The organism is Lentzea sp. NPDC020367, assembly GCF_044387305.1.
Lineage (GTDB): Bacteria > Actinomycetota > Actinomycetes > Mycobacteriales > Pseudonocardiaceae > Lentzea.
This window is the reverse complement of the sequence record NZ_JBIRVV010000008.1, coordinates 244,662-267,075: the sequence shown is the minus strand read 5'-3', so window position 1 is coordinate 267,075 and position 22,414 is coordinate 244,662. Positions and strand designations below refer to the sequence as shown.

Genomic DNA, 22,414 nt, shown 5'->3' with positions numbered 1-22,414 from the left:
GGCGTCTTCTGTGGGCAAGCGAAAAACTGGGGGATTTCGTCCACTTAGGACGATGTCCGAATTACCGGAGTATCCTGGGGGACAACGGAAATGAAGACCATCAACACCATCGTCGCCGTGGCAGCGCTGGCGGCGGCAGCGTGCGCGTTCGGACCGAGCGCGCAGGCACAGGAGGACGTGACGCCGAAGTTCCAGCTGGCGCCGAACGTCCTCATGAAGGGCCAGTGGTTCGAGGTGCAGATCGAGGAGGGGACCTGCCCAGGCGGGTCCGCGTCCATCACCTCGGCGGGCTTTGCCTCGCCGGTCGGTGCCGGCAGCATCCACGGCATGGCCGGCACCACGCCGGGCACGTACACGGCGACGCTGACGTGCAACGGCACCTCGAAGACCGGCACGACCGAGTACCAGGTCATCGACCGGAACATCCGGCCGCAGTTCAAGATCGAGCCTTCGACCCTCGAGCCGGGGCAGAAGTTCGAGGCGCGGATCGAGAAGGGCGACTGCCCCGACGGCGGCACGATCGACTCACCTGGATTCCGCACGGAGGTCCCGGTGAGCAGCCCGTACGGGGTCGCGGGCGACAAGCCCGGCAAGTACACCGCGATCCTGACCTGCGTGGGCGGCACGCGCGGTGCGGCGGAGTTCGAGATCGTTCCGCTGACGCCTCCGGTGACTCCGGTCGTGGTCGGGGCCGTGAAGGCTCCCGTCGTGACGACTCCCGTCGCGAAGGCTCCCGTCGTCAAGCCGAAGGGCGCGCCGCAGACCGGTGGTGGCGGCACCGCCTGATCATGATCACATTTCGATCCTGTCTTGGCCGGACGCGCAACTAACCCACGAGATGTGCGTCAATGGGTCCGTGGGGACTCGTGTCTTGATCGCGGTGCTGTGTGTGGCATTGGCCACCGCCTGTTCGCAGGGACCGGCACCGAAGCCGTCGGCGGCGACGAGCGACAGCGCGCCGCCGCCGGTGGTGTCACCGCTCGGCAACTCCGACCCGATGGAACTGCGGATCGAGCGGATCGGCGTGCGGTCGTCACTGGTCGCGCTGGGCCTCGACCAGCAGGGCGTCGTGCAGATGCCGCCCGCCAACGAGGGCATGCAGGCCGGTTGGTACCAAACGCAACCGCAGCAGTGGATCATCGTCGGCCGGATCGAGAGCAACAAGGCCAGAGGCGTCTACTTCCGGCTGAACGACCTGCTGACGGGCGACGTCATCGAAGTGTCCAAGAAGGACGGTTCGGTCGCCCGCTTCACCGTGACGCGCACGGAGCGGATCATCCGCGACGACTTCTTCGCGGAGGCCGTCGCGCGGGACAAGGACGAGCAGGGGCTGCGGCTGATCACGTGTGGCACCCGCGACAACGTGATCGTGCACGCCGCTGCTTCGTCCTGATTCGGCGAAGCCCTATCAGGACGAAGCAGCGGCCGCCTTCACCAGAAAATCGGAGTCTGCGGAGCAGCGACCAAAAACTCAGTCCTCGACCCAGTCGAAGGTCTTGGTCACTGCCTTCTTCCAGTTCGCGTACTCCGAAGCCCGGCGGGACTCGTCCATCTGCGGCTCCCACTGCTTGTCCTGCGCCCAGTTCTCGCGGATCTCGTCCTCGGTCTTCCAGAACCCGACCGCGAGACCGGCGGCGTAGGCAGCACCCAGCGCGGTCGTCTCCGCGACGACCGGCCTGATCACCGGCACGCCGAGGATGTCCGCCTGGAACTGCATCAGCAGCTCGTTCACGACCATGCCGCCGTCGACCTTCAACGCGGTCAGGTCGACGCCCGAGTCGGCGTTCATCGCGTCGAGCACCTCCCGCGTCTGGAACGCCGTCGCCTCCAGCACGGCCCGCGCGAGGTGGCCCTTGTTGACGAACCGCGTGAGACCCACGATCGCGCCGCGGGCGTCGGAACGCCAGTAGGGCGCGAACAGGCCGGAGAACGCGGGCACGAAGTACGCGCCGCCGTTGTCCTCCACCGAACTGGCGAAGTCCTCGATCTCGGCGGCGGAGCCGATCATGCCGAGGTTGTCGCGCAGCCACTGCACCAGCGAGCCGGTGACCGCGATCGAGCCCTCCAGGGCGTAGACGGCGGGAGCCTCACCGATCTTGTAGCAGACGGTGGTGAGCAACCCGTTCTCGCTCATCACCTTCTCGGTGCCGGTGTTGAGCAGCATGAAGTTGCCGGTGCCGTAGGTGTTCTTGGCTTCACCGGGTGACAGGCAGGCCTGGCCGAACGTCGCCGCCTGCTGGTCGCCGAGGATGCCCGCGATCGGCACGCCGGCCAGCGCGCCGCGTTCGCGCACCTGGCCGTAGACCTCCGACGAGGAACGGATCTCCGGCAGCATCGACATCGGAATGCCCATGTCCGAAGCGATCGACTCGTCCCACTGCAGCGTGTCGAGGTCCATCAGCATGGTCCGCGACGCGTTGGTCGGGTCGGTGACGTGCACGCCGCCGTCCGTGCCGCCGGTCATGTTCCACAGCACCCACGTGTCCATGTTGCCGAACAGCAGGTCGCCGGCCTCGGCCCTCTCCCGCGCGCCTTCGACGTTGTCGAGGATCCAGCGGACCTTGGGGCCGGAGAAGTAGGTCGCCAGCGGCAGGCCGACCTTCTGCCGGTAGCGCTCCTGGCCGCCGCCCAGCGCGCCCAGTTCCTGCACGATCTTGTCGGTGCGCGTGTCCTGCCAGACGATGGCGTTGTAGACGGGTTCGCCGGTGTTCTTGTCCCACACCAGCGCGGTCTCGCGCTGGTTGGTGATGCCGACGGCAGCGATGTCCGAAGTGGACAGATCGGCTTTCGCGAGCGCGCCGGCGGCGACCTGGCGGGTGTTCTGCCAGACCTCCTTCGGGTCGTGCTCGACCCACCCCGCTTTGGGGAAGATCTGCTCGTGCTCCTTCTGGTCGACCGAGACCACCCGCCCGGAGTGGTCGAAGATCATGCACCGGGTCGAGGTGGTGCCCTGGTCGATCGCGGCCACGTACTGCGTCATGCGAGAAGTCCTTTCAGACCGGGAGAACCAGGAAGAGCAGCGCGGCGAGCGCGCCACCCACGAGCGGGCCGACGACGGGGACCCACGAATAGCCCCAGTTGGCGTCGCCCTTGTTGTGGATCGGCATCATGAAGGCGTAGGCGATGCGCGGACCGAGGTCGCGCGCCGGGTTGATGGCGTATCCGGTCGGGCCACCGAGCGACGTGCCGATCACCAGCACGACGAACGCGACACCCGCGTACCCGAGCGCCGAGTTGCCGAACGTCGGCACCCCGTCCACCGACACCTTCGCGGCCGGCGACAGCAGGATCCACGCGACGAGGACGAACGTGCCGATGATCTCGGAGACGAGGTTCCACGGCTTGTTCGGCACGGTCGGGCCGGTGGAGAAGATGCCGAGCGTGCCCTGCGGTTCGTCGTGCGTGTCGAACTGCAGCTTGTAGGTGGCCCAGCAGAGCATCGCGCCGATGATGGCGCCGACCATCTGCCCGAGGAAGTACACGGGTACATCGCCCCACGGAGTCTTGTCCGCGATCGCGAGTCCCAGCGTCACCGCCGGGTTGAGGTGCGCGCCGCTCGGGGCGGCGATGCTCGCGCCGGTGAAGACCGCGAAGGCCCAGCCGACGTTGACGAAGAGGAATCCCGTGCTGTTTCCGAGGGTGTTCTTGAGCACCTGGTTCGCGACGACACCGGTGCCCAGGAGGATGAGGACCGCGGTCCCCAGCATCTCCCAGACGAAGATCGAGCCTGCGCTCATCGTCGACCTCCACTCGTTTGCGGCCAGGCAGGACGCGCAAACCCGAGGTCAGGGCCGCGCCGCCCGCCTACAACGTGATCGGACGCTATTACCGACCTGATCAGTTGTCCACGCCAAGTGCGTGCAGTCAGGCCATTTGCAGGCCATGTGGTTCTGGCCCGCGCGCCCGTGGGCGGGAGGCGGTCGCTGAAGGTAGCGTGAGGCGAAGTCGTAGCAGGGAGGCGTCAGTCGTGGCCACGCGCAAGAACGCAGCTGCACCACCGCGAACCCATGCCGAACCGCCGATCACCGGCCGGCTCGGTCCGGCCGAACGCGAGGAGGCCTGGCAGCGGCTGGGCGCCGAGACGTTCGACGTCGTGGTCGTCGGCGGCGGTGTCGTCGGTGTCGGCGCGGCACTGGACGCCGCCACGCGGGGACTGCGGGTCGCGCTCGTCGAGGCCCGTGACCTGGCGTCCGGCACGTCCAGCCGGTCCTCCAAGCTCTTCCACGGCGGCCTGCGCTACCTGGAGCAGCTGGAGTTCGGCCTGGTGCGCGAGGCACTGCGCGAGCGCGAGCTGATGCTGACCCGCATCGCGCCGCACCTGGTGAAGCCCGTCGCGTTCCTCTACCCGCTGAGCAACCGCATCTGGGAACGCCCGTACTCGGCGGCCGGTCTGTTCCTGTACGACACGATGGGCGGCGCCCGGTCCGTGCCGGGGCAGAAGCACCTCACCCGAGCGGGTGCGCTCCGGCTGGTTCCCGCGTTGAAGCGCGACGCGCTGATCGGCGGCATCCGCTACTACGACGCCCAGGCCGACGACGCCCGGCACACCATGATGGTCGGCCGCACCGCCGCCCACTACGGTGCCGTGGTGCGGACGTCGACCCAGGTGGTCGAGTTCCTGCGCGAGGCGGACCGCGTGTCCGGTGTGCGGGTGCGCGACGTCGAGGACGGGCGCGAGGTCGACGTGCGGGCGCACGCCGTGATCAACGCGACCGGCGTCTGGACCGACGAGTTGCAGCGGCTTTCTGGCTCGCGCGGGCGGTTCCGGGTGCGGGCGTCGAAGGGCGTGCACATCGTCGTTCCGCGCGACCGGATCGTCGCCGAGGCCGGCATGATCCTGCGCACCGAGAAGTCCGTGCTGTTCGTCATCCCGTGGCGCAACCACTGGATCGTCGGCACCACGGACACCGACTGGAACCTCGACCTGGCGCACCCCGCGGCCACCAAGCACGACATCGACTACATCCTCGAACACGTCAACTCGGTGCTCGCGACCCCGTTGACGCACGAGGACATCGAGGGCGTCTACGCCGGTCTGCGGCCGTTGCTGGCGGGCGAGAACGACTCGACGTCCAAGCTTTCGCGCGAGCACGCGGTCGCGCGGGTCTCCCCTGGCCTGGTGGCGATCGCGGGCGGCAAGTACACGACGTACCGGGTGATGGGCGCGGACGCCGTCGACGCGGCGCACGTCGACCTGCCGGGCCGGATCCAGCCGTCCATCACGGACAAGGTGCCGCTGGTCGGCGCCGACGGCTACCACGCACTGGTGAACCAGGCCGACCAGCTCGCGGCCAAGCACGGCCTGCACCCGTACCGCGTGCGGCACCTGCTGGACCGTTACGGCTCGCTGGTGCACGAGGTGCTGTCGCTGGCGGCGGACAACCCGGAGCTGCTCAAGCCGATCCCTGCCTCCCCCGACTACCTCCAGGTCGAGGCGGTGTACGCGGTCTCGCACGAGGGCGCGATGCACCTGGAGGACGTGCTGACGCGGCGCACCCGCATCTCCATCGAGTACGCCCACCGCGGCGTCGACTCGGCGGACGCGGTGGCGAGGCTGGTCGCGCCGATCCTCGGGTGGGACGAGGACGCGATCAAGCGCGAGGTCGAGATCTACAACGCCCGCGTCGAGGCCGAGCGCACGTCCCAGACCAAGCCGGACGACCAGGCGGCGGACGCGATTCGTGCCTCGGCACCGGAAGCACGTCCTCAGTTGACCGAACCCGTGAGCTGATCTTCGGCATGCTGTAGGGCATGACCGGGGTTGGCAGACGAACTTTCCTGATCGGTGCAGCCGTGGCCGGTGCCGCTTCGACCGGTACCGCCCACGCTGCCCCTCCTGTGTTCGAGCACGGTGTCGCGTCCGGCGACCCGTTGCCCGATGGTGTCCTGCTGTGGACGCGCGTGATCACGTCCGGGCCGATCCGGTGGGAGGTCGCTCGTGACGAGGACTTCCACCGGATCGTGAAGCGCGGTGTCACCCGCACTTCCGCAGCGCGCGACCACACGGTGAAGGTCGAGGTCCACGGCCTTCGCGAGAACACCCGCTACTGGTACCGGTTCCGCGTCGGCGACGTCGTGTCACCGGTCGGCAGGACCAAGACCGGCGGCTGCGGGTCCGAGCTGAACTTCGGCGTCACGTCGTGCGCGAACTGGTCGGCCGGGTACTTCGCCGGCTACGGGTACCTCGCCCGCCAGGACCTCGACGCCGTGATCCACCTCGGCGACTACATCTACGAGAACGTCGACGGCGAGGTCCGGGTGCAGGACCCGCCGCACAAGTGCCTCACGCTCGACGACTACCGGCGCCGGCACGCGAAGTACAAGACCGACCAGCACGTCCAGGCGCTGCACTCGGCCCACGCCATGATCGCGACCTGGGACGACCACGAGAGCGCCGACAACTCGTCCAGCATCGGTTCGCCGCAACACGATCCGGCCACCGAGGGTCCGTGGGGCGCACGGCTGGCAGCAGCGACGCAGGCCTACTTCGAGTGGATGCCCGTGCGCGAGGGCAGACTCGACCGGACGTTCCGCTTCGGCGAGCTGGCGACGCTGACCATGCTCGACCTGCGTTCGTACCGCACCGACACCACGATTCTCGGTGCCGCCCAACGGGACTGGCTGATCGACACCCTCACGACCGACCGCGCCCGCTGGCAGCTCGTCGGCAACTCGGTGATGCTCAGCCCGCTGAAGGTGCCGCCGCTGCCGGGGCTGCCGCAGACGAACCCCGACCAGTGGGACGGCTTCCCCGCCGACCGGGAGCTGGTGCTCAGGTCGTTGGGCGAGCGGAAGAACACGGTGTTCCTGACCGGCGACATCCACAGCTCGTGGGCCAACGACGTGCCGCTCGGCGACCAGTCGGTGGCCACCGAGTACGTCGTCACGTCGCTGACGTCGGACAACTTCGACGACCTGCTGAAGGTGCCGCCGCGCACGGTCGCGTTGCAGGTGGAGGCGCAGTTCCAGGCGCTCAACCCGCACGTGCGGTTCGTGGAGCTGGACTCGCACGGCGTCTCGACGCTGCGCGTGACCGCGGACGAGGTGCGGTTCGACTGGCACTACGTCGTGGACAAGAAGAACCCGGACAGCGCTGTGGCGCGTGCGCATTCGTACCGCACGCGCCACAACACAGCTCGAACTGAAAGGGTCGTCCTCTAGGCGAGAGCAGCCAGCGCGGTGTGCACCATCACGCGGACGCCCACGAGGAGCGCACGCTCGTCGAGGTCGAACGTCGGCTGGTGCAGATCGCGCTGCTTCTCCTGGCCGTTCCACACGCCGAGACGCGCGAACGAGCCGGGCACGTGCTCCAGGTACCAGCCGAAGTCCTCACCACCGGACGACTGCTCGGTGCCTGCGAGCGCGTCGTCGCCCAGTGCGGCCTCGATGCCGGCGCGCAGGATCTGGGTCGACTCGCGCTCGTTCACCACCGGCGGCACGCCGCGGCGGTGGTGCAGGTCGAAGCCGACGCCGGTGGGGGCCAGCAGGCCCGTCACCAGGTCCTTGACCAACGGCTCCAGCTCGGCCCAGATGTCGCGGTCGCCGGTGCGCAGCGTGCCGCGCACCAGGCCGTCCTGCGGCACCGCGTTGGGCGCCTCGCCCGCGTGCACCGCGCCCCACACGAGAACGGTGCCGGAGCGGGGGTCGACGCGGCGCGACAGCATCGTCGGCAGGCCGGTGATGACCGTGCCGAGCGCGTGCACCAGGTCCGCGGTGAGGTGCGGGCGCGAGGTGTGGCCGCCCGGCGACGACAGCCGCAGCTCCAGCAGGTCGGAGGCCGACGTGATGGCGCCGATGCGCGTGCCGATGCGGCCGACCTGCAGGCGCGGGTCGCAGTGCAGACCGAAAATTCGCTCCACGCCGTCGAGTCCGCCCGCGGCCAGCACGTCGAGCGCGCCGCCCGGCATGACCTCCTCGGCCGGCTGGAACACCAGCCGGATGCGGCCGGGCAGCTCCGTCGCCGACGCGAGCGCCAGCGCGGTGCCGAGCAGGACCGTCGTGTGGGCGTCGTGACCGCACGCGTGCGACACACCGTCCACAGTGGATCCGAACGGCAGGCCGGTGTTCTCGTGCAGCGGCAGGGCGTCCATGTCCGCGCGGAGAGCCACGCAGCGTGGGCCGTGACCGATGTCGCAGATCAGGCCCGTGCCGCCGGGGAGGATGCGCGGCTTGAGGCCGACCTCGCGCAGCAGCTTCGCGACGAGTTCGGTGGTGTTGTACTCGCGCCGGGAGAGCTCGGGGTTGGCGTGGATGTGCCTGCGCCAGGCGACGACGTCGGCGGAGTTCGCCTTCAGCCAGTCGTCGAGCCAGGCGGGGCCACGGCCTTCTCCCAGATCATCCACAGGAGACATGCTCACCCCGGTGGGGTCCACGAGCATCTCGGTGGACGTCTTCACAGTTGAGGAGCCCGAAGGCCGGGAGTCCAGAACCGTCATGCCGCACCTCCGCGGGCCAGCAGCCGTGCTCGCTGCTGGGAATCGGTGGCTGTCGCGATCGTCGTCCAAGCCATGGCTAGTGCTCCGTCGAGGAGCGCACGGTCGGCCGACGCCGAGGCACAGGCGGTCGCGAACTCTAGTTGGTGGTTCACCGCGTCTCCGCAGTCGATTGCGATGGTCGGGTGGATGGCGGGCAACACTCTGGTGACGTTGCCCATGTCGGTGCTCCCGATCTTCTCTCGTTGTTCCTGTTCGGGCGAGAGCGGTCGTCTTCCCAGCTCAGTGGCCGCACGCCGGTAGGCGTCCGCCAGCCACGGATCGGGAGTCAACTCGGCGTAGATCGGTGAGACCTGCACGACCTCATGGGTGCAACCGGTCGCGAGCGCGCCGGCCGAGAAGCAGTCGCGGATCCGGTTCTCCAGACGCTGCAACGATTCCAGGTTTTCCGCCCTCACATCGAACATCGCCGATGCGCGGGCGGGTATTACGTTCGGCACGGTGCCGCCGTTGGTGACGATGCCGCTCACCATCTGGCCCGGTTCGAAGTGCTGCCGCAGCAGACTGATCGAGATCTGCGCGACGGTCACCGCGTCCGCGGCGTTGATGCCCAGGTGGGGGGCTGCGGCCGCGTGTGACGGCTTGCCCGTGTAGCGCACCTCGAGATCGGTGATGGCGAGCGATTTGGCGGCGCACGACTCGTACGGCGCCGGGTGCACCATCATCGAGAGCGAGACGTCGTCGAACACGCCCCGTTCCAGCATGAGCACCTTGCCGCCGCCGACCTCTTCCGCTGGAGTTCCGATCACCTTGACGGTGATACCCAACTGGTCGGCGATGTCACGCAGAGCGAGCGCCGAGCCGACGGAAGCGGCGGCGATGACGTTGTGCCCGCACGCGTGCCCGACTTCGGGCAGAGCGTCGTATTCGGCACAAAGTCCCAGCACCAGCTCGCCGTCGCCGTACGTCGCGACGAACGCGGTGTCGAGATCCGCGACCCCGCGGTCGACCTTGAAGCCCTCGCGAGCGAGCAGAGAAGTGATCTTCTCGACGCTGCGGTGCTCCTCGAAGGCCAGCTCAGGCTCTGCGTGGATCGAGTGCGACAGGTCCAGCAGCGCGTCCGAGTACCGCTCGACGGTCGAGCGTGTGCTGATCTTCAAGTCGGTACCCATTTGCCACCATCCTGCATCACCACTCATAGGACGCAGCGCGCTGATGATGATCAACCGGACGGCCGGTCGCGGCGCTGCGCCAAGCGGCGAGCGAGTTTCGGTCTGACCGATCAACGATGACGCAAATGGTCGCGAGACACGCTTAATTTTGACTATTACGTCCCAGCATGTGGGACGTGCGGTCTCAACGCACCTACCGTTCGGCTAGCCCTTCTTGGCAGCCCGTTCCTTGCGCCACTTCGCCCACCGCTTCTTGTTGCGGTAGTAGACCAGCACGAACAGCAGCACGGCGATGCCGCCGATCCACAGCTTGCGCTTGGTCTCCTCACGACTCTCAGACGACGGCACCTGCGGTGCGTTCACGTCGGGAGCCGGGTTCACGGTCGTCTGCTGCGCAGCCGCCACAGGCGCGCTCGCCGCCTCTTGCGCGGACGCCACTCCGGCGATCCCGAGAACGCTCATCAGCGAGAACACGCAGGCCAGCAGCAACCTCGACATGGCCTGAACTCTACCTCGAATACCACGATCGAAGGTCACCCAAACTAGTTAAGCGCCTACCGTGAGTCCGATTGGAACGCCTTCAAAATCTGCTCGGCCGCAAGGGTGGCGGTGAGCTCTCCGAGGCGGACCTTCTCTTCCAAAGAGGGGGCAAGGGAACGCACGGCGGTGCTCTCGCGCACCTGCCGCCACAGTTCGTCGTGGACCATCATCCAGGTCCATTCGACCTGCTGACGGCGACGACGTTCGTCCAGTTCCCCGGCTGCTTCCAGGGTGCGCCGGTGTTCCATCACTCGGGACCACAGCTCGTCCAGACCGGCCCCGGTGAGACCCGAGCAGGTGAGCACCGGCGGGTGCCACAACGCGTCCGGCGGGCGCAGCAGCTTCAGCGCCCCGGCCAGTTCGCGGGCGGCCTTGCGGGCATCGAGCTCGTGATCACCGTCGGCCTTGTTGACCGCGATGACGTCCGCGAGCTCCAGGATGCCCTTCTTGATGCCCTGCAGCTGGTCGCCGGTGCGCGCGAGGGTGAGGAACAGCGAGCAGTCCGTCATGTTCGCGACGGCTACCTCGGACTGCCCGACGCCGACGGTCTCGACCAGCACCACGTCGAAGCCGGCGGCCTCGACCAGCACGATCGTCTCGCGGGTGGCCTGCGCGACGCCGCCGAGCGTGCCGGACGTCGGCGAGGGCCTGATGAACGCGTTCTGGTTCACCGACAGCCGCTGCATCCGAGTCTTGTCGCCCAGAATGCTGCCGCCGGTGCGGGTCGAGGACGGGTCGACGGCGAGCACCGCGACCCGATGACCCTGCTCGGTCAGCGTCGTGCCGAGGGCGTCGATGAACGTCGACTTGCCGACGCCGGGCACGCCGGTGATGCCGACCCTGATCGCGTCGCCCGACTTCGGCAACAGCTCGATCAGCAGCTCCTGGGCCTTGGCCCGGTGCTCGGCGCGCGTCGACTCGACGAGCGTGATGGCCCTGGCCAGCACGCCGCGATTGCCGTCGAGGACGCCCTTGGTGTACTCGGCGACATCGATCACCCTAGCCATGGTGCTCGAGTTGCTTCGCGAGTTTCACCAGTAGATCCTTCGCCGCGTCCGCGATCACGGTGCCGGGCGGGAAGATCGCCGCCGCACCCGCCGCGTACAGCTCGTCGAAGTCCTGCGGCGGGATCACGCCACCGACGACGATCATGATGTCCTCGCGGCCGAGCTTCGTCAGCTCCTCCTTCAGCGCCGGCACCAGCGTGAGGTGGCCGGCGGCGAGCGAGGACACGCCGACGATGTGCACGTCGGCCTCGACGGCCTGGCGCGCGACCTCGTCCGGCGTCTGGAACAGCGGGCCGACGTCGACGTCGAAGCCGAGGTCCGCGAACGCCGTGGCGATGACCTTCTGGCCGCGGTCGTGCCCGTCTTGGCCCATCTTGGCGACCAGAATGCGCGGGCGGCGGCCTTCCTCCACCGCGAAGGCCTCGACGACCTCGCGGCAGGCGTCCACGTTGGACACCGATCCGACCTCCTGCCGGTAGACACCGGAAATGGTGCGGATCTGGGCGGTGTGCCGCCCCCACACCTTGCCGAGGGACTCGGAGATCTCGCCGACGGTCGCCTTGGCGCGGGCGGCGTTGATCGCCAGCTCCAGCAGGTTGCCGCCACCGTTCGCCGCGTTCGTGAGGGCGTCGAGCGCACTGTCCACAGCGGACTGGTCGCGTTCCTCCCTGAGCCTGCGCAGTTTCTCGAGCTGCTGCGTGCGCACGCCGGCGTTGTCGACCTTGAGCACCTCGATCTGCTCGTCGGTGCCCACCAGGTACTTGTTGACGCCGATGACGGGCTGCCGTCCGGAGTCGATGCGCGCTTGGGTGCGGGCCGCCGCTTCCTCGATGCGGAGCTTCGGGATGCCTTCGTCGATCGCGCGGGCCATGCCGCCGGCCTTCTCGACCTCGCTGATGTGCTCCCACGCCTTGGCGGCGAGCTCGTTCGTGAGCCGCTCGACGTACGCGCTGCCACCCCACGGGTCGATCACGCGCGTCGTGCCGGACTCCTGCTGGAGCAGCAGCTGGGTGTTGCGGGCGATGCGCGCGGAGAAGTCGGTCGGCAGCGCCAGCGCCTCGTCGAGTGCGTTGGTGTGCAACGACTGCGTGTGTCCCTGCGTCGCCGCCATCGCCTCGACGCACGTGCGCGCGACGTTGTTGAACACGTCCTGCGCGGTGAGGCTCCATCCGGACGTCTGGCAGTGCGTGCGCAAGCTGAGGGACTTCTGGCTCTTCGGCTGGAAGTCGTTGACCAGCTTCGCCCAGAGCAGCCGCGCGGCCCGCATCTTGGCGATCTCCATGAAGTAGTTCATGCCGATCGCCCAGAAGAAGCTCAGCCGCGGCGCGAACGCGTCGACGTCCAGCCCGGCCTCTTTACCGGCGCGGATGTACTCGACGCCGTCCGCGAGCGTGTACGCCAGCTCCAGGTCGGCGGTCGCCCCTGCCTCCTGCATGTGGTAGCCGGAGATCGAGATGGAGTTGTACTTCGGCATGTTCTGGCTGGTGTAGCTGAAGATGTCGGAGATGATCCGCATCGACGCCGCGGGCGGGTAGATGTAGGTGTTGCGGACCATGAACTCCTTGAGGATGTCGTTCTGGATCGTCCCCATGAGCTGCTCCGGCTTCACCCCCTGCTCCTCCGCCGCCACCACGAACAGCGCGAGGATCGGCAGCACCGCGCCGTTCATCGTCATCGACACGGACATCTTGTCCAGCGGGATGCCGTCGAACAGCGTGCGCATGTCGTAGATCGAGTCGATCGCCACCCCGGCCATGCCGACGTCACCGGCGACGCGCGGGTGGTCCGAGTCGTAGCCGCGGTGGGTCGCGAGGTCGAACGCCACCGAGAGGCCCTTCTGGCCGGCCGCGAGGTTGCGGCGGTAGAAGGCGTTCGACTCCTCGGCGGTGGAGAAACCCGCGTACTGGCGGACGGTCCACGGCTGGTTGACGTACATCGTCGGGTACGGGCCGCGGAGGAACGGCGCCACGCCGGGGTAGGTCCGCAGGAAGTCGAGACCGTCCACATCGGACGGCCCGTAGACCGGCTTGACCGCGATGCCCTCCGGCGTCTCCCACGGCGCCAGGTCGGTCTCGTACTTCGCCTGCGGGAGCGGGCCGAGGTCGATGTCCGCGAAGTTGGGGATCATCGCTCCACTCCCAGAAAACCGTAGGTGTCGTTGAGGATCTCGAGCGCCGGGCATCCCGTGTAGACGAAGCCGTCGACGTCCGCGTCTGTCTTCTTGCCTGCCAGGAGTACCCGCTCGGCTCCGGCATGACGCAGCGCCTCGACGGTGGGGACGGCCTGGTCGGCGTAGCTGGTGTCGCTGCCGCACAGGACGGCGACCTTGGCGCCGGACTCCTCGAACCTCTGGGCCACGTCTTCGGGGGTCCTGGTCGCGCCCGCGTTCGGGGTGGCGAAACCGCCGGCGTTGAAGAGGTTGGCGGCGAAGGTGGCTCGGGCGGTGTGGGCGGCGACCGGGCCGAGGGTGGCAAGGAAGACCTGCGGCCGTTCGGGCTGGGCGTCGGCGAGGTCGCGCAGCTCCTCGAAGGCCTGTGCATAACGGACGCGCGGCAGCTCGCCCTCCGGTGTCGCGAGCGCCGACTCGCGGACGACCGGCTTCTCGCCGAGGTTCGGGAACTCGCTCACCCCCGTGATCGGGTCGCTCCGGTTCGCGAGCCGGGCCGACCGAGCCTCCCAGGTGGCAGCGATCCGCGAGGCGACCAGCGACCGAGCGGAGTCCAGCCCACCCGCCCGTTCGATCTCCTGGAACCAGGCCCAAGCGGCAACAGCCAGCGAGTCGGTCAGCTTCTCCACGTACCAGGACCCGGCCGCGGGATCGATCACCTCGCCGAGGTGCGACTCCTCCAGCAGCAGGTTCTGCGTGTTGCGCGCGATCCGCCGCGCGAACTCGTCCGGCAGCCCGATCGCCGCGTCGAACGGCTGCACCGTCACCGCATCCGCCCCACCAAGACCGGCGGACAGGCAGGCCACGGTGGTGCGCAGCATGTTCACCCACGGGTCACGGCGGGTCATCATCGCCGACGACGTCACGGCGTGCTGCACCTGCACGGCATCGGAAACGCCGGACACCTCGGCCACGCGCGCCCACAGCCGACGAGCGGCGCGCAGCTTGGCGATCGTCATGAACTGGTCGGCCGTCGCGGCGTAGCGGAACTCGAGCTGCGCGAAAGCCTCCTCAGCCGACAGCCCCGCACCGGTCAGAGCGCGCAGGTGCGAAACAGCGAGCGCGAGAGAGGCGCCCAGCTCTTCGGAGTCGGAGCCACCGGCGTCGTGGAACGGCAACGCGTCCACCACGACGGTCCGCAGCCCTGGGAACTGCGACCGAGCCTGCTTGATGACGTCGAGAGCCTCGCCGTACGGCGTCAGGGCCAGGTTGCCGCGCACCTCGTCGGCCAGCAGCGGCGCCTGGTCGTAGATCCGCAGCATCGCGCGTGCGGCGTCCACGGAACCGTCGAGCACGATCGGCGCGAGGTCGAGGTACACGCCGTCGAGCAGACGTTCCAGCGACGCAGCCGGCACGGCGAGCCACAGGGAGGTGACGCCGCCCTCCAGGTCGTTCATCAAGGCGACCGGATCGGGCACGGCGTGGCGCTGCCGGATGTCCCAGCCCTGCTTCACCGGAGCGAGCGCGTAGGGCTCCAGCGCGTCGTCGAGGGTGTAGAGCGGCTGGAGTTCGATGCCGTCGTACGTCTTCGTGACCAGGGAGTCGAAGCTCGCGCCGGTCTTGCGGAGCACGGCGTCGACCAGCTCACGCCACTGTTCCCTCGACGCTGAGGGGAACTCGTTCGGGCGGAATTCGGCGGTCAATGCCAACTCCATCATGCGTTGCAGTGTTACCGACCAGTACCGACACGGCTATGTGAGGTTCACCGCCGTTAACGATGCAGTCAGTGTGTCAGGAACAATTGAGGCGTGGACAAAGGTGACCTGAAGCGCCTGATCGCAGATCGATATCGGCTGCTGCACGTGCTCGGTCAGGGCTCGATGGGCACCGTGTGGGCCGCTCACGACGAGGTGCTGGGCAGGCAGGTCGCGGTGAAGGGCATCCTGCAGACGCCCGGCATGCCCGAGGTCGAGGCCGCTCAGCTGCGCGAACGGACCATGCGCGAGGCGCGGGCCGTCGCCGCGTTGTCCCACCCGAACCTCGTGACGCTCTACGACGTCCTGCAGCAGGACGGCGACCCGTACGTGGTGATGGAGCTGGTGCCGTCCCGCAGCCTCGGCGAGGTGCTGCAGGAACAGGGCTGCCTCACCGAGAAGCAGGGCGCGGCGGTGCTGGACGCGATCGCGGCGGCGCTGGCGTCGGCGCATCGGGCCGGCATCACGCACCGGGACGTGAAGCCCGGCAACGTGCTCATCGCGGACGACGGCCGGGTGAAGCTCACGGACTTCGGCATCGCGCGCAACGTCGCCGAGGCCACCATGACCGCGCGCGGCATCACGCTCGGCACGCCCGCCTACATCGCGCCGGAGGTGGCTCAGGGCGGCGACGTGTCGGCGGCCGCGGACAGGTGGTCGCTGGGCGCGACGATGTGGGCCGCGATGTCCGGCGAGCCGCCGTACGTGGGCCGCAACGTCATGCAGACGATCAACTCGGTGATCCACGGCGACGTGCCGGTGCCGGCGGGTGCCGGGCGGCTCGCGCCGGTGATCAGCGGGTTGATGCAGAAGGACCCGGCAGAGCGGCTGTCGCTGGTCGACGTGCGCAGGCGGGTCTACCCGCTGCTGCCGGAGCCGGGCACGGACGCGTTCGAGGTCCGCGAACCGGTGCAGGTGCCGATCGTCGTGCGTCCCAAGCCGAAGATCGAGCCGGACGCGCCGCTGGCGGACGACCCCGGCCCGTTGCCGTTCATGATCACGAAGCCGATGGCGCCGGAGCGGCGACGCGGACGCGTGGCCACGACGTTCGTGCTGGTGGCGGCGGTCCTGCTGTTCGTGGCCGGCTCCGGCGGCGGGTTCGCGCTGACCAGGCTGGCCGCGGGCGCGCCACTGCTGCCGCCGGCCGAGCAGACGCTGCCCACCCTGCCGACCCTGCCCACGTCGGCGACCCTGCAGCCCCGCACCCTCTCGGCCGTGCTGGCGAACGGCGACCAGGGCGGCAGGTTCACGCTGAACGTCGAGCAGAGCTGGTCGGTCTACACCGAGCAACGTGCCGCCGACCAGCGGTTCCCGGTCTCGGCGATGGTGCACCTCGTGTCGGGCAGCGGCGCGTACGAGGTGACCGTGCAGCGGTTCCCCGAGTACTACCCGAAGCGCGACATCGACACGTACGTGGCCGGCGTGCAGGGACGCTGGCCCGGCAGGTTCTTCGGCGGCGAGACGACCTCGACGCCGGACCTCCCAGGGCCGCGCAGCGAGAACAGCATCCAGTTCCTCTACAAGACGGTCGAGGGTGACGAGCCCACCGCGCTGCGCAGGTCGCACTTCTCCCGCCTGCTCCCCTACGGCAACGACCTGTGGGTGGTCGAGGTTATCGTGCCGACAGAGCAGGAGGACGAGGCCCGCGTGCGACTGTTCGACGCGATCGCCTCCACCTTCGCACCGGTTTAAGCTCTCGCGGTGACTCCAGAAGAGCTGGCCGGCAAGGCCGCGGAAGAGATCCAGAGCCGCACCGGCAACGCGAAGCACGACATCGCCATCGTGCTCGGCTCGGGCTGGCGGCCCGCCGCCGACGTGATCGGCGAACCGGTCACCGAGATCCCGGTGGGCGAACTGACGGGCTTCGAGGCGCCGACCGCGCTCGGCCACGGCGGCACCATCCGTTCCGTCGAGGTCGGCGGCAAGAAGGTCCTCGTCGTTCTCGGCCGCACCCACGGCTACGAGGGCAAGGGCGTCCAGAAGGTCGTGCACGGCGTGCGCACCATCGCCGCCGCGGGCGTGTCCACGGTCGTGCTGACCAACGCCGCCGGTGGCCTGCGTCAGGGCATGTCCGTCGGGCAGCCCGTGCTGATCTCCGACCACCTGAACCTGACGGCCGTGTCGCCGCTGGTCGGCGCGCGGTTCGTCGACCTCACGGACCTGTACTCGCCGCGGCTGCGCAAGGTCGCGCAGGAGATCGACTCGTCGCTGGAGGAGGGCGTGTACGCCGGACTCCCGGGCCCGCACTTCGAGACGCCCGCCGAGATCCGGATGCTCCGCACGATGGGCGCGGACCTGGTCGGCATGTCGACCGTGCACGAGGCGATCGCCGCACGCGCCGAGGGCGTCGAGGTGTTCGGTCTGTCGCTGGTCACGAACCTCGCGGCGGGCATCACCGGCGAGCCGCTGAACCACCAGGAGGTGCTGGAGGCCGGCGCCGCCGCCGCCCAGCGCATGGGAACGCTGCTGCGTGAGCTGGTGGACCGCGCATGAGCCTGCCGCCGGCACTGCGTGACGCGACGTTCCGGTGGATCGCTGACGACCCGTCGGACGCGACTCGAACCGAGCTGCAGGGCGTGTTGGCACGGGCGATGGGCGGCGACCCCGCCGCGCTGGAAGATCTCCAGGACCGCATGGCCGGGCCGCTGACGTTCGGCACCGCCGGGCTGCGCGGGCCGGTGCGGGCGGGCACCAACGGCATGAACGTCGCCACGGTGGTCCGCACGACCGCCGGTCTGGCGTCGTGGCTCGGTGGGACCGGCCTGGTGTTCGTGGGCCGGGACGCCCGGCACGGCTCGGAGGACTTCGCCGTGGCCGCCGCCGAGGTGATGGCGGCCGCGGGCTTCGACGTGCGCGTGCTGCCCGGCCCGTTGCCGACGCCCGTGCTGGCGTACCTGGTGCGCGCACATGGTGCGGTGGCGGGGATTCAGATCACCGCGTCGCACAACCCGCCCGCGGACAACGGCTACAAGCTGTACCTGACCGGTGGTTCGCAGATCGTGCCGCCCGCGGACGGCGAGATCGAGAAGGCGATCGAGGCCGTTCCGGCCGCGGTGTCCGTGCCTCGCAACGTCACCTACACCACGGTTTCCGACGCCGAGGTGGACGCATACCTGGAACGGGTGGCGTCACTGCCTCGCGGGAACTCCCGTTCGCTGAAGATCGCGTTGACGCCGATGCACGGCGTGGGTGGCGCGTTCGCCGTGGAAGCGTTGCGGCGCGCGGGTTTCACCGACGTGCACGTGGTGCGGTCACAGGCGGTGCCGGACCCGGACTTCCCGACCGTGGTGTTCCCGAACCCGGAGGAGCCCGGCGCGTCCGACGAGCTGCTTTCCCTTGCGGCGTCGGTGAACGCGGACCTGGCCATCGCGCTGGACCCGGACGCGGACCGGTGCGCGCTGGGCGTCAAGGACGGCGACAAGTGGCGGATGCTGCGCGGCGACGAAACGGGCGTGCTGCTCGGTTCGCTCGTGTTGTCGACCACCGAGTCCACAGATCCGTTGGTGGCAACGACGATCGTGTCGTCGTCACTGCTGAAGTCGATCGCGGCCGCACACGGTGCCCGGTACGCGGAGACGCTGACGGGCTTCAAGTGGCTGGCGCGCGCGGGCGAGGGCCTGGTGTTCGCCTACGAGGAAGCGCTCGGCAACTGCGTCGATCCCGAGCACGTCGCGGACAAGGACGGCATCTCGGCCGCCGTCGTCGCCGCTGATCTGGCCGCCGGGCTGAAGGCGTCGGGCCGCACGTTGCTGGACGCGCTGGACCAGCTCGCGACGGACCACGGGCTGCACCTGACCGACCAGGTCTCCTTGCGGTACACCGATCTGAGCCTGATCGGCGCGACGATGGCCAGGCTGCGCTCCGCACCGCCTGCCGACTTCGCGGCGGAAGACCTGCTGCCCAGCGCGGACGTGCTGCGGTGGACGGCGGACGGTGTGCGCGTGATCGTGCGCCCGTCCGGCACCGAGCCGAAGCTCAAGGCCTACCTGGAGGTCGTGGAACCGGTCACGGACGGACTGGAGTCCGCCCGTGCGTCAGGTAGGGCCCGGTTGGCTGAACTGCGGGAACGGGTGACTGCGCTCGTCAGCTAGCTCGGGAAGCTCAGCGCGATCGTCAGTGCGAGCGCGGCGAGGACGAAACCCCCGCCGGCCACGAAGTAGGCCCTTCTGGTCGGCGGGGACACCGCGTTGCGGCGTCCCTCGGTGACCGCCGCGACGGCGATCCGGCCGAAGATGTACGCGATCGTGCAGAGCCCCACGCCGAGTCCGAGCAACATCGTGTTGACGTCCCACGGGCTGTGGTCGAATCCGGGCCACAACGACGCGAACAGGGGCCCGATCCCGATCATCCCGATGCCGACCGCAAGGCCGAAACCCCAGGTGATGCGGCGCTGACGAGGACTGGTGTGCATAAGGGCAGTGGTCTTCATGGTCCCTCCTGTGTACACCCGTTAAGACGCGCTTCCGGCCGCGGGGTTCCGTTTGCTCATCAACAAGAAGGCCTGCGGCCCGCCTTCGTCCACACCCTTCTGACGTTGCAGGCGTGCCACTTCGTTGAACCCGGCTTCGGTCGCGTTGCTCACGGTCTCGTCGATGTCGTGCCAGTGGACGTAGAGGTCCACGTCGTGGCCGTACGCGTAGCTGAGGTGCTTCTTCTGGTCACCCAGTTTGAACCCGTGCAGCAGGTGCCCGCCAGGCTTGAGGACGCGGTGGAACTCCTGCCACGGCACCTCGTTCGCGGGCATGTGGACCGTGGAGTACCAGACGACGGCGCCGCCGAGGCTGTCGTCCTCCAGGTCCAGCTTCGTGATGTCTCCCTGGGTGAACGTGAGGTGCGGGTACAGCTTTCTTGCCTGATCGAGCATGCCGTCGGACAGGTCGACGCCGAACGCGTCGAGGCCGAGTTCGTGCAGGTGCTGGGTGATGCGGCCGGTGCCGCAGCCGAGGTCCGCGACCGGGCCCTCGGTGAGTTCGGCGAACGCGCGCATGATCGCGGCGTCGAGCGGGCGGCCGTCGTGCGCGTCCGGGATGAGCTGGGCGTAGCTGGCGGCGACAATGTCGTAGGAGGCGCGGGTCACGACCGTCTATGTTGCCGACTACGGACGGCGGCGCGGAAGCTTTTCAGCGAGGGTTTGGGATCGGGTCGCACGAAGAGCCTCAGCGGCGACCTTGAGGTCTTTCGCTCCGCCACGCTCGTAGACGCGATGCAGGAAGCGCAGCTCGACCCAACGCCAGATCAACGCGGAAACGGTTGGTACCGCCACCGTTGCCGCAGCCCACCAGACCGACATGACGACTCCACAACGAGGAAGCCCACCGTGAGCTTGGCGGGTCGCTGTGATGCCATCTGGTTCAACCAGCGCAAGGAGCGACTCCCTTAACGTCGTGGACCCCTGCTCACCTCGGCGTGCCAGCACCGAAAGAGTCCGCGTCGCCTTCGGTCCGCAGACCGACGCTCATTGCAGGCCGAGTATAACGATCAACGTCGCCCGATGTGGTTGCGGACCGCTAGATCACCCGTCAGCGTGTGGCGCATGCCCCGACTGTTGATCGTGCACCACACGCCGTCGCCCGCCGTCCAGGCGATGTTCGAGGCCGTGGTCGCCGGCGCGTCCACCCCCGAGATCGAGGGCGTCGAGGTGGTCCGCCGGGCCGCGTTGTCCACAACCGCTGTGGATGTCCTGGAAGCCGACGGCTACCTGCTGGGCACGCCCGCGAACCTCGGTTACATGAGCGGTGCGTTGAAGCACTTCTTCGACACCGTCTACTACCCGTGTCTCGACTCCACGCGGGGCAGGCCGTTCGGGCTCTACGTGCACGGCAACAACGACACGACGGGTGCGGTGCGCAGCGTGGAGACCGCCACGACCGGGTTGGGCTGGGAGAAGGCGGCGCAGCACGTGGTCGTCACGGGCGAACCGGGGAAGGCCGACCTGGAGGCGTGCTGGGAGCTCGGCGCCACCGTTGCGGCCCAGTTGTCCACATGAACCCGGGGTTGTCCACAGCCTCTTGTCCCCAACCTGTGGACAACCCTGGGGATATGCTCGAACGTATGTTCTAGCGGCCGATCGAGCTCATGTCCGGGTACCGGTCTCCGGCCACGGCCGACGCGGGCACGGCGGCCTCGATCGCGGCGAGGTCGTCGGTGGACAGCTCCAGCGAGGCCGCCGCCACGTTCTCCTCCAGGTACTTGATCCGCTTCGTGCCCGGGATCGGTACGACGTCCTGGCCGCGGTGCTGCACCCACGCCAGCGCCAGCTGACCGGCGGTCACGCCGCGGTCCGCCGCCAGAGCGCGCAGGGCCTCCACCATCTTGAGGTTCGCGTCGAGGTTCGAGCCGGTGAACCGCGGCTGTGCGACGCCGCGGAAGTCGCCGGCGCCGAAGTCCGCGGCAGAGGTGAAACGACCGGTCAGCACGCCACGGCCCAGAGGCGAGTACGGCACGATGCCGACACCCAGCTCACGGGCCGTGGGCACGATCTCGGCCTCGATGTCGCGCGACCACAGCGACCACTCGCTCTGCAGAGCGGTGATCGGGTGCACGGCGTGCGCGCGGCGCAGCGTCGAAGCGCCTGCCTCCGACAGGCCGAGGAACCGCACCTTGCCCTCGGTGACCAGCTCGGACATCGCGCCGACGGTCTCCTCGATCGGCGTGTCCGCGGGCACCCGGTGCAGGTAGTACAGGTCGATCGCGTCCACGCCGAGGCGCTTCAACGAGCCCTCGACCGCCGACCGCACGTAGGCGCGGTCGCCTCGGACCGAACGGCCGCCGCCCTCTTCGCGGACGATGCCGAACTTCGTGGCCAGCACGTAGTTCGAACGGCCGGCGAGCGCGCGGCCCACCAGCTCCTCGTTCACGTGCGGCCCGTACATGTCGGCGGTGTCGATCAGCGTCACGCCGAGCTCCAGGGCCCGGTGGATCACCGCGATCGACTCCGACTCGTCGCCGGCGCCGTAGAACTCCGACATTCCCATGCAGCCGAGGCCCTGCGGCCCGACCTCGAGCGATCCCAACAAACGGCTCACGCCGTCGCCTCCAAGTCCTGCTCGACCACCGCGTAGTGGTCGATCTTGTAGTCGAGCACCTCCAGGCACGTCTGCAGCTCCGCGATGCGGGCGCGGACGTCACCTCGGTGTTCGACGAGAATCTGCTTGCGGCGGCCTGCCGTGAGGTCGCCGTGGTGCCTGAGCTGCGCGAACTCGCGCATCATGCGGATCGGCATGCCGGTCGTGCGCAGGCGCGTCACGAAGGCCAGCCAGCCGAGGTCCTCCTCCGAGTAGCTGCGACGGCCGCCCGAGTCACGCGCTGGCGGGTCGACGAGCCCGATTCGTTCGTAGTAGCGCAAGGTGTCGATGGACAACCCACTGCGCTGCGCGGCTTGGGCTATCGAGTAACTCACGAG

The 22,414-nt window shown here is 68.9% G+C and carries 21 protein-coding genes; 8 read left to right on the top strand and 13 right to left on the bottom strand.

What is annotated here, in order from left to right; genetic code table 11:
* Positions 1-90: 90 nt before the first annotated feature.
* Both ACH413_RS31990 and ACH413_RS31985 read left to right on the top strand, forming a co-directional pair.
* The gene (locus tag ACH413_RS31990) at positions 91-786 is read left to right on the top strand and encodes a hypothetical protein (protein ID WP_360044244.1); all 696 of its coding nucleotides are present in this window, start codon (positions 91-93) and stop codon (positions 784-786) included.
* A gap of 70 nt (positions 787-856) precedes the next feature.
* Positions 857-1,393 (top strand): sortase domain-bontaining protein, encoded by a 537-nt coding sequence (locus ACH413_RS31985; RefSeq protein ID WP_360044248.1) that lies wholly within the window; start codon positions 857-859, stop codon positions 1,391-1,393.
* A gap of 78 nt (positions 1,394-1,471) precedes the next feature.
* Here ACH413_RS31985 and glpK read toward each other — a convergent pair whose 3' ends face one another.
* On the bottom strand, positions 1,472-2,980 hold the full coding sequence (gene glpK, locus ACH413_RS31980; protein ID WP_360044251.1) for a glycerol kinase GlpK: 1,509 nt from the start codon (positions 2,978-2,980) through the stop codon (positions 1,472-1,474).
* A gap of 13 nt (positions 2,981-2,993) precedes the next feature.
* Complete coding sequence (locus ACH413_RS31975) at positions 2,994-3,737, bottom strand: MIP/aquaporin family protein (protein ID WP_360044254.1); 744 nt, start codon at positions 3,735-3,737, stop codon at positions 2,994-2,996.
* Between the two features lie 284 nt (positions 3,738-4,021).
* On the opposite strand from ACH413_RS31975, the gene ACH413_RS31970 reads away from it, so the two are divergent.
* The gene (locus tag ACH413_RS31970; protein WP_360044590.1) at positions 4,022-5,731 is read left to right on the top strand and encodes a glycerol-3-phosphate dehydrogenase/oxidase; all 1,710 of its coding nucleotides are present in this window, start codon (positions 4,022-4,024) and stop codon (positions 5,729-5,731) included.
* 20 nt (positions 5,732-5,751) lie between these two features.
* Positions 5,752-7,161: an alkaline phosphatase D family protein gene (locus tag ACH413_RS31965; RefSeq protein WP_360044257.1), complete on the top strand. Its 1,410-nt coding sequence runs from the start codon at positions 5,752-5,754 to the stop codon at positions 7,159-7,161.
* Here ACH413_RS31965 and ACH413_RS31960 read toward each other — a convergent pair.
* The 6 genes from ACH413_RS31960 to ACH413_RS31935 all read right to left on the bottom strand — a co-directional run bounded on the left by ACH413_RS31960 (position 7,158) and on the right by ACH413_RS31935 (position 14,976).
* Positions 7,158-8,435, bottom strand: coding sequence for a M20 family metallopeptidase (locus ACH413_RS31960; protein ID WP_360044260.1), 1,278 nt, complete (start codon positions 8,433-8,435; stop codon positions 7,158-7,160). The genes ACH413_RS31965 and ACH413_RS31960 overlap by 4 nt on opposite strands.
* Positions 8,432-9,604 (bottom strand): M20 family metallopeptidase, encoded by a 1,173-nt coding sequence (locus tag ACH413_RS31955; protein WP_360044593.1) that lies wholly within the window; start codon positions 9,602-9,604, stop codon positions 8,432-8,434. The genes ACH413_RS31960 and ACH413_RS31955 overlap by 4 nt, the downstream gene beginning before the upstream one ends.
* Before the next feature lie 204 nt (positions 9,605-9,808).
* A complete protein-coding gene (locus tag ACH413_RS31950; RefSeq protein ID WP_360044263.1) occupies positions 9,809-10,102 on the bottom strand; it encodes a hypothetical protein in 294 nt (97 codons plus the stop codon).
* A gap of 56 nt (positions 10,103-10,158) precedes the next feature.
* Positions 10,159-11,151: a methylmalonyl Co-A mutase-associated GTPase MeaB gene (gene meaB / locus ACH413_RS31945; RefSeq protein ID WP_360044266.1), complete on the bottom strand. Its 993-nt coding sequence runs from the start codon at positions 11,149-11,151 to the stop codon at positions 10,159-10,161.
* Positions 11,144-13,279, bottom strand: a complete 2,136-nt coding sequence (gene scpA / locus ACH413_RS31940; RefSeq protein WP_360044269.1) for a methylmalonyl-CoA mutase — start codon at positions 13,277-13,279, stop codon at positions 11,144-11,146. Before scpA ends, meaB begins: the two co-directional genes overlap by 8 nt.
* Positions 13,276-14,976, bottom strand: a complete 1,701-nt coding sequence (locus ACH413_RS31935) for a methylmalonyl-CoA mutase family protein (protein WP_360044271.1) — start codon at positions 14,974-14,976, stop codon at positions 13,276-13,278. The genes scpA and ACH413_RS31935 overlap by 4 nt, the downstream gene beginning before the upstream one ends.
* 90 nt (positions 14,977-15,066) lie before the next feature.
* Between ACH413_RS31935 and ACH413_RS31930 the strand changes: the two genes are divergently transcribed.
* From ACH413_RS31930 to ACH413_RS31920, 3 genes are read left to right on the top strand one after another with little or no spacing between them, the layout of a single operon-like run.
* Entirely contained in the window at positions 15,067-16,704 is a 1,638-nt protein-coding gene (locus tag ACH413_RS31930; RefSeq protein ID WP_360044274.1) for a serine/threonine-protein kinase, read from the top strand.
* Positions 16,705-16,713: 9 nt separating this feature from the next.
* The gene (locus ACH413_RS31925; protein WP_360044277.1) at positions 16,714-17,505 is read left to right on the top strand and encodes a purine-nucleoside phosphorylase; all 792 of its coding nucleotides are present in this window, start codon (positions 16,714-16,716) and stop codon (positions 17,503-17,505) included.
* Positions 17,502-19,103, top strand: coding sequence for a phospho-sugar mutase (locus ACH413_RS31920; protein WP_360044280.1), 1,602 nt, complete (start codon positions 17,502-17,504; stop codon positions 19,101-19,103). The genes ACH413_RS31925 and ACH413_RS31920 overlap by 4 nt, the downstream gene beginning before the upstream one ends.
* On the opposite strand, the gene ACH413_RS31915 is transcribed toward ACH413_RS31920, so the two are convergent.
* The 3 genes from ACH413_RS31915 to ACH413_RS31905 are packed head-to-tail and all read right to left on the bottom strand — an operon-like array spanning position 19,100 to position 20,302.
* Positions 19,100-19,441, bottom strand: a complete 342-nt coding sequence (locus tag ACH413_RS31915; RefSeq protein ID WP_360044283.1) for a hypothetical protein — start codon at positions 19,439-19,441, stop codon at positions 19,100-19,102. The genes ACH413_RS31920 and ACH413_RS31915 overlap by 4 nt on opposite strands.
* Positions 19,442-19,462: 21 nt before the next feature.
* Positions 19,463-20,089 carry a class I SAM-dependent methyltransferase gene (locus ACH413_RS31910; protein ID WP_360044286.1) on the bottom strand — a complete coding sequence of 209 codons (627 nt, stop codon included), beginning with the start codon at positions 20,087-20,089 and terminating at the stop codon, positions 19,463-19,465.
* Between the two features lie 18 nt (positions 20,090-20,107).
* Positions 20,108-20,302, bottom strand: coding sequence for a hypothetical protein (locus tag ACH413_RS31905; RefSeq protein ID WP_360044288.1), 195 nt, complete (start codon positions 20,300-20,302; stop codon positions 20,108-20,110).
* Between the two features lie 243 nt (positions 20,303-20,545).
* Here ACH413_RS31905 and ACH413_RS31900 point away from each other — a divergent pair, with 243 nt between their 5' ends.
* Entirely contained in the window at positions 20,546-20,998 is a 453-nt protein-coding gene (locus tag ACH413_RS31900; RefSeq protein ID WP_360044291.1) for a flavodoxin family protein, read from the top strand.
* Positions 20,999-21,068: 70 nt separating this feature from the next.
* Here the strand turns inward: ACH413_RS31900 and ACH413_RS31895 are convergent, their stop codons facing one another.
* Both ACH413_RS31895 and ACH413_RS31890 read right to left on the bottom strand, forming a co-directional pair.
* The gene (locus tag ACH413_RS31895; RefSeq protein WP_360044596.1) at positions 21,069-21,986 is read right to left on the bottom strand and encodes an aldo/keto reductase; all 918 of its coding nucleotides are present in this window, start codon (positions 21,984-21,986) and stop codon (positions 21,069-21,071) included.
* Between the two features lie 47 nt (positions 21,987-22,033).
* Entirely contained in the window at positions 22,034-22,411 is a 378-nt protein-coding gene (locus ACH413_RS31890) for a MerR family transcriptional regulator (RefSeq protein WP_093591660.1), read from the bottom strand.
* Positions 22,412-22,414 lie beyond the last annotated feature (3 nt).

Excerpts from the sequence above, each read along its gene's own strand:
- glpK (WP_360044251.1), bottom strand. The coding sequence starts at position 2,980 with ATGACGCAGTACGTGGCCGCGATCGACCAGGGCACCACCTCGACCCGG.
- ACH413_RS31920 (WP_360044280.1), top strand. The coding sequence starts at position 17,502 with ATGAGCCTGCCGCCGGCACTGCGTGACGCGACGTTCCGGTGGATCGCT.
- ACH413_RS31965 (WP_360044257.1), top strand. The coding sequence starts at position 5,752 with ATGACCGGGGTTGGCAGACGAACTTTCCTGATCGGTGCAGCCGTGGCC.
- ACH413_RS31990 (WP_360044244.1), top strand. The coding sequence starts at position 91 with ATGAAGACCATCAACACCATCGTCGCCGTGGCAGCGCTGGCGGCGGCA.
- ACH413_RS31950 (WP_360044263.1), bottom strand. The coding sequence starts at position 10,102 with ATGTCGAGGTTGCTGCTGGCCTGCGTGTTCTCGCTGATGAGCGTTCTC.
- ACH413_RS31895 (WP_360044596.1), bottom strand. The coding sequence starts at position 21,986 with ATGGGAATGTCGGAGTTCTACGGCGCCGGCGACGAGTCGGAGTCGATC.
- ACH413_RS31915 (WP_360044283.1), bottom strand. The coding sequence starts at position 19,441 with ATGAAGACCACTGCCCTTATGCACACCAGTCCTCGTCAGCGCCGCATC.
- ACH413_RS31960 (WP_360044260.1), bottom strand. The coding sequence starts at position 8,435 with ATGACGGTTCTGGACTCCCGGCCTTCGGGCTCCTCAACTGTGAAGACG.
- ACH413_RS31975 (WP_360044254.1), bottom strand. The coding sequence starts at position 3,737 with ATGAGCGCAGGCTCGATCTTCGTCTGGGAGATGCTGGGGACCGCGGTC.
- ACH413_RS31905 (WP_360044288.1), bottom strand. The coding sequence starts at position 20,302 with ATGTCGGTCTGGTGGGCTGCGGCAACGGTGGCGGTACCAACCGTTTCC.
- ACH413_RS31935 (WP_360044271.1), bottom strand. The coding sequence starts at position 14,976 with ATGATGGAGTTGGCATTGACCGCCGAATTCCGCCCGAACGAGTTCCCC.
- meaB (WP_360044266.1), bottom strand. The coding sequence starts at position 11,151 with ATGGCTAGGGTGATCGATGTCGCCGAGTACACCAAGGGCGTCCTCGAC.
- ACH413_RS31900 (WP_360044291.1), top strand. The coding sequence starts at position 20,546 with ATGCCCCGACTGTTGATCGTGCACCACACGCCGTCGCCCGCCGTCCAG.
- ACH413_RS31955 (WP_360044593.1), bottom strand. The coding sequence starts at position 9,604 with ATGGGTACCGACTTGAAGATCAGCACACGCTCGACCGTCGAGCGGTAC.
- scpA (WP_360044269.1), bottom strand. The coding sequence starts at position 13,279 with ATGATCCCCAACTTCGCGGACATCGACCTCGGCCCGCTCCCGCAGGCG.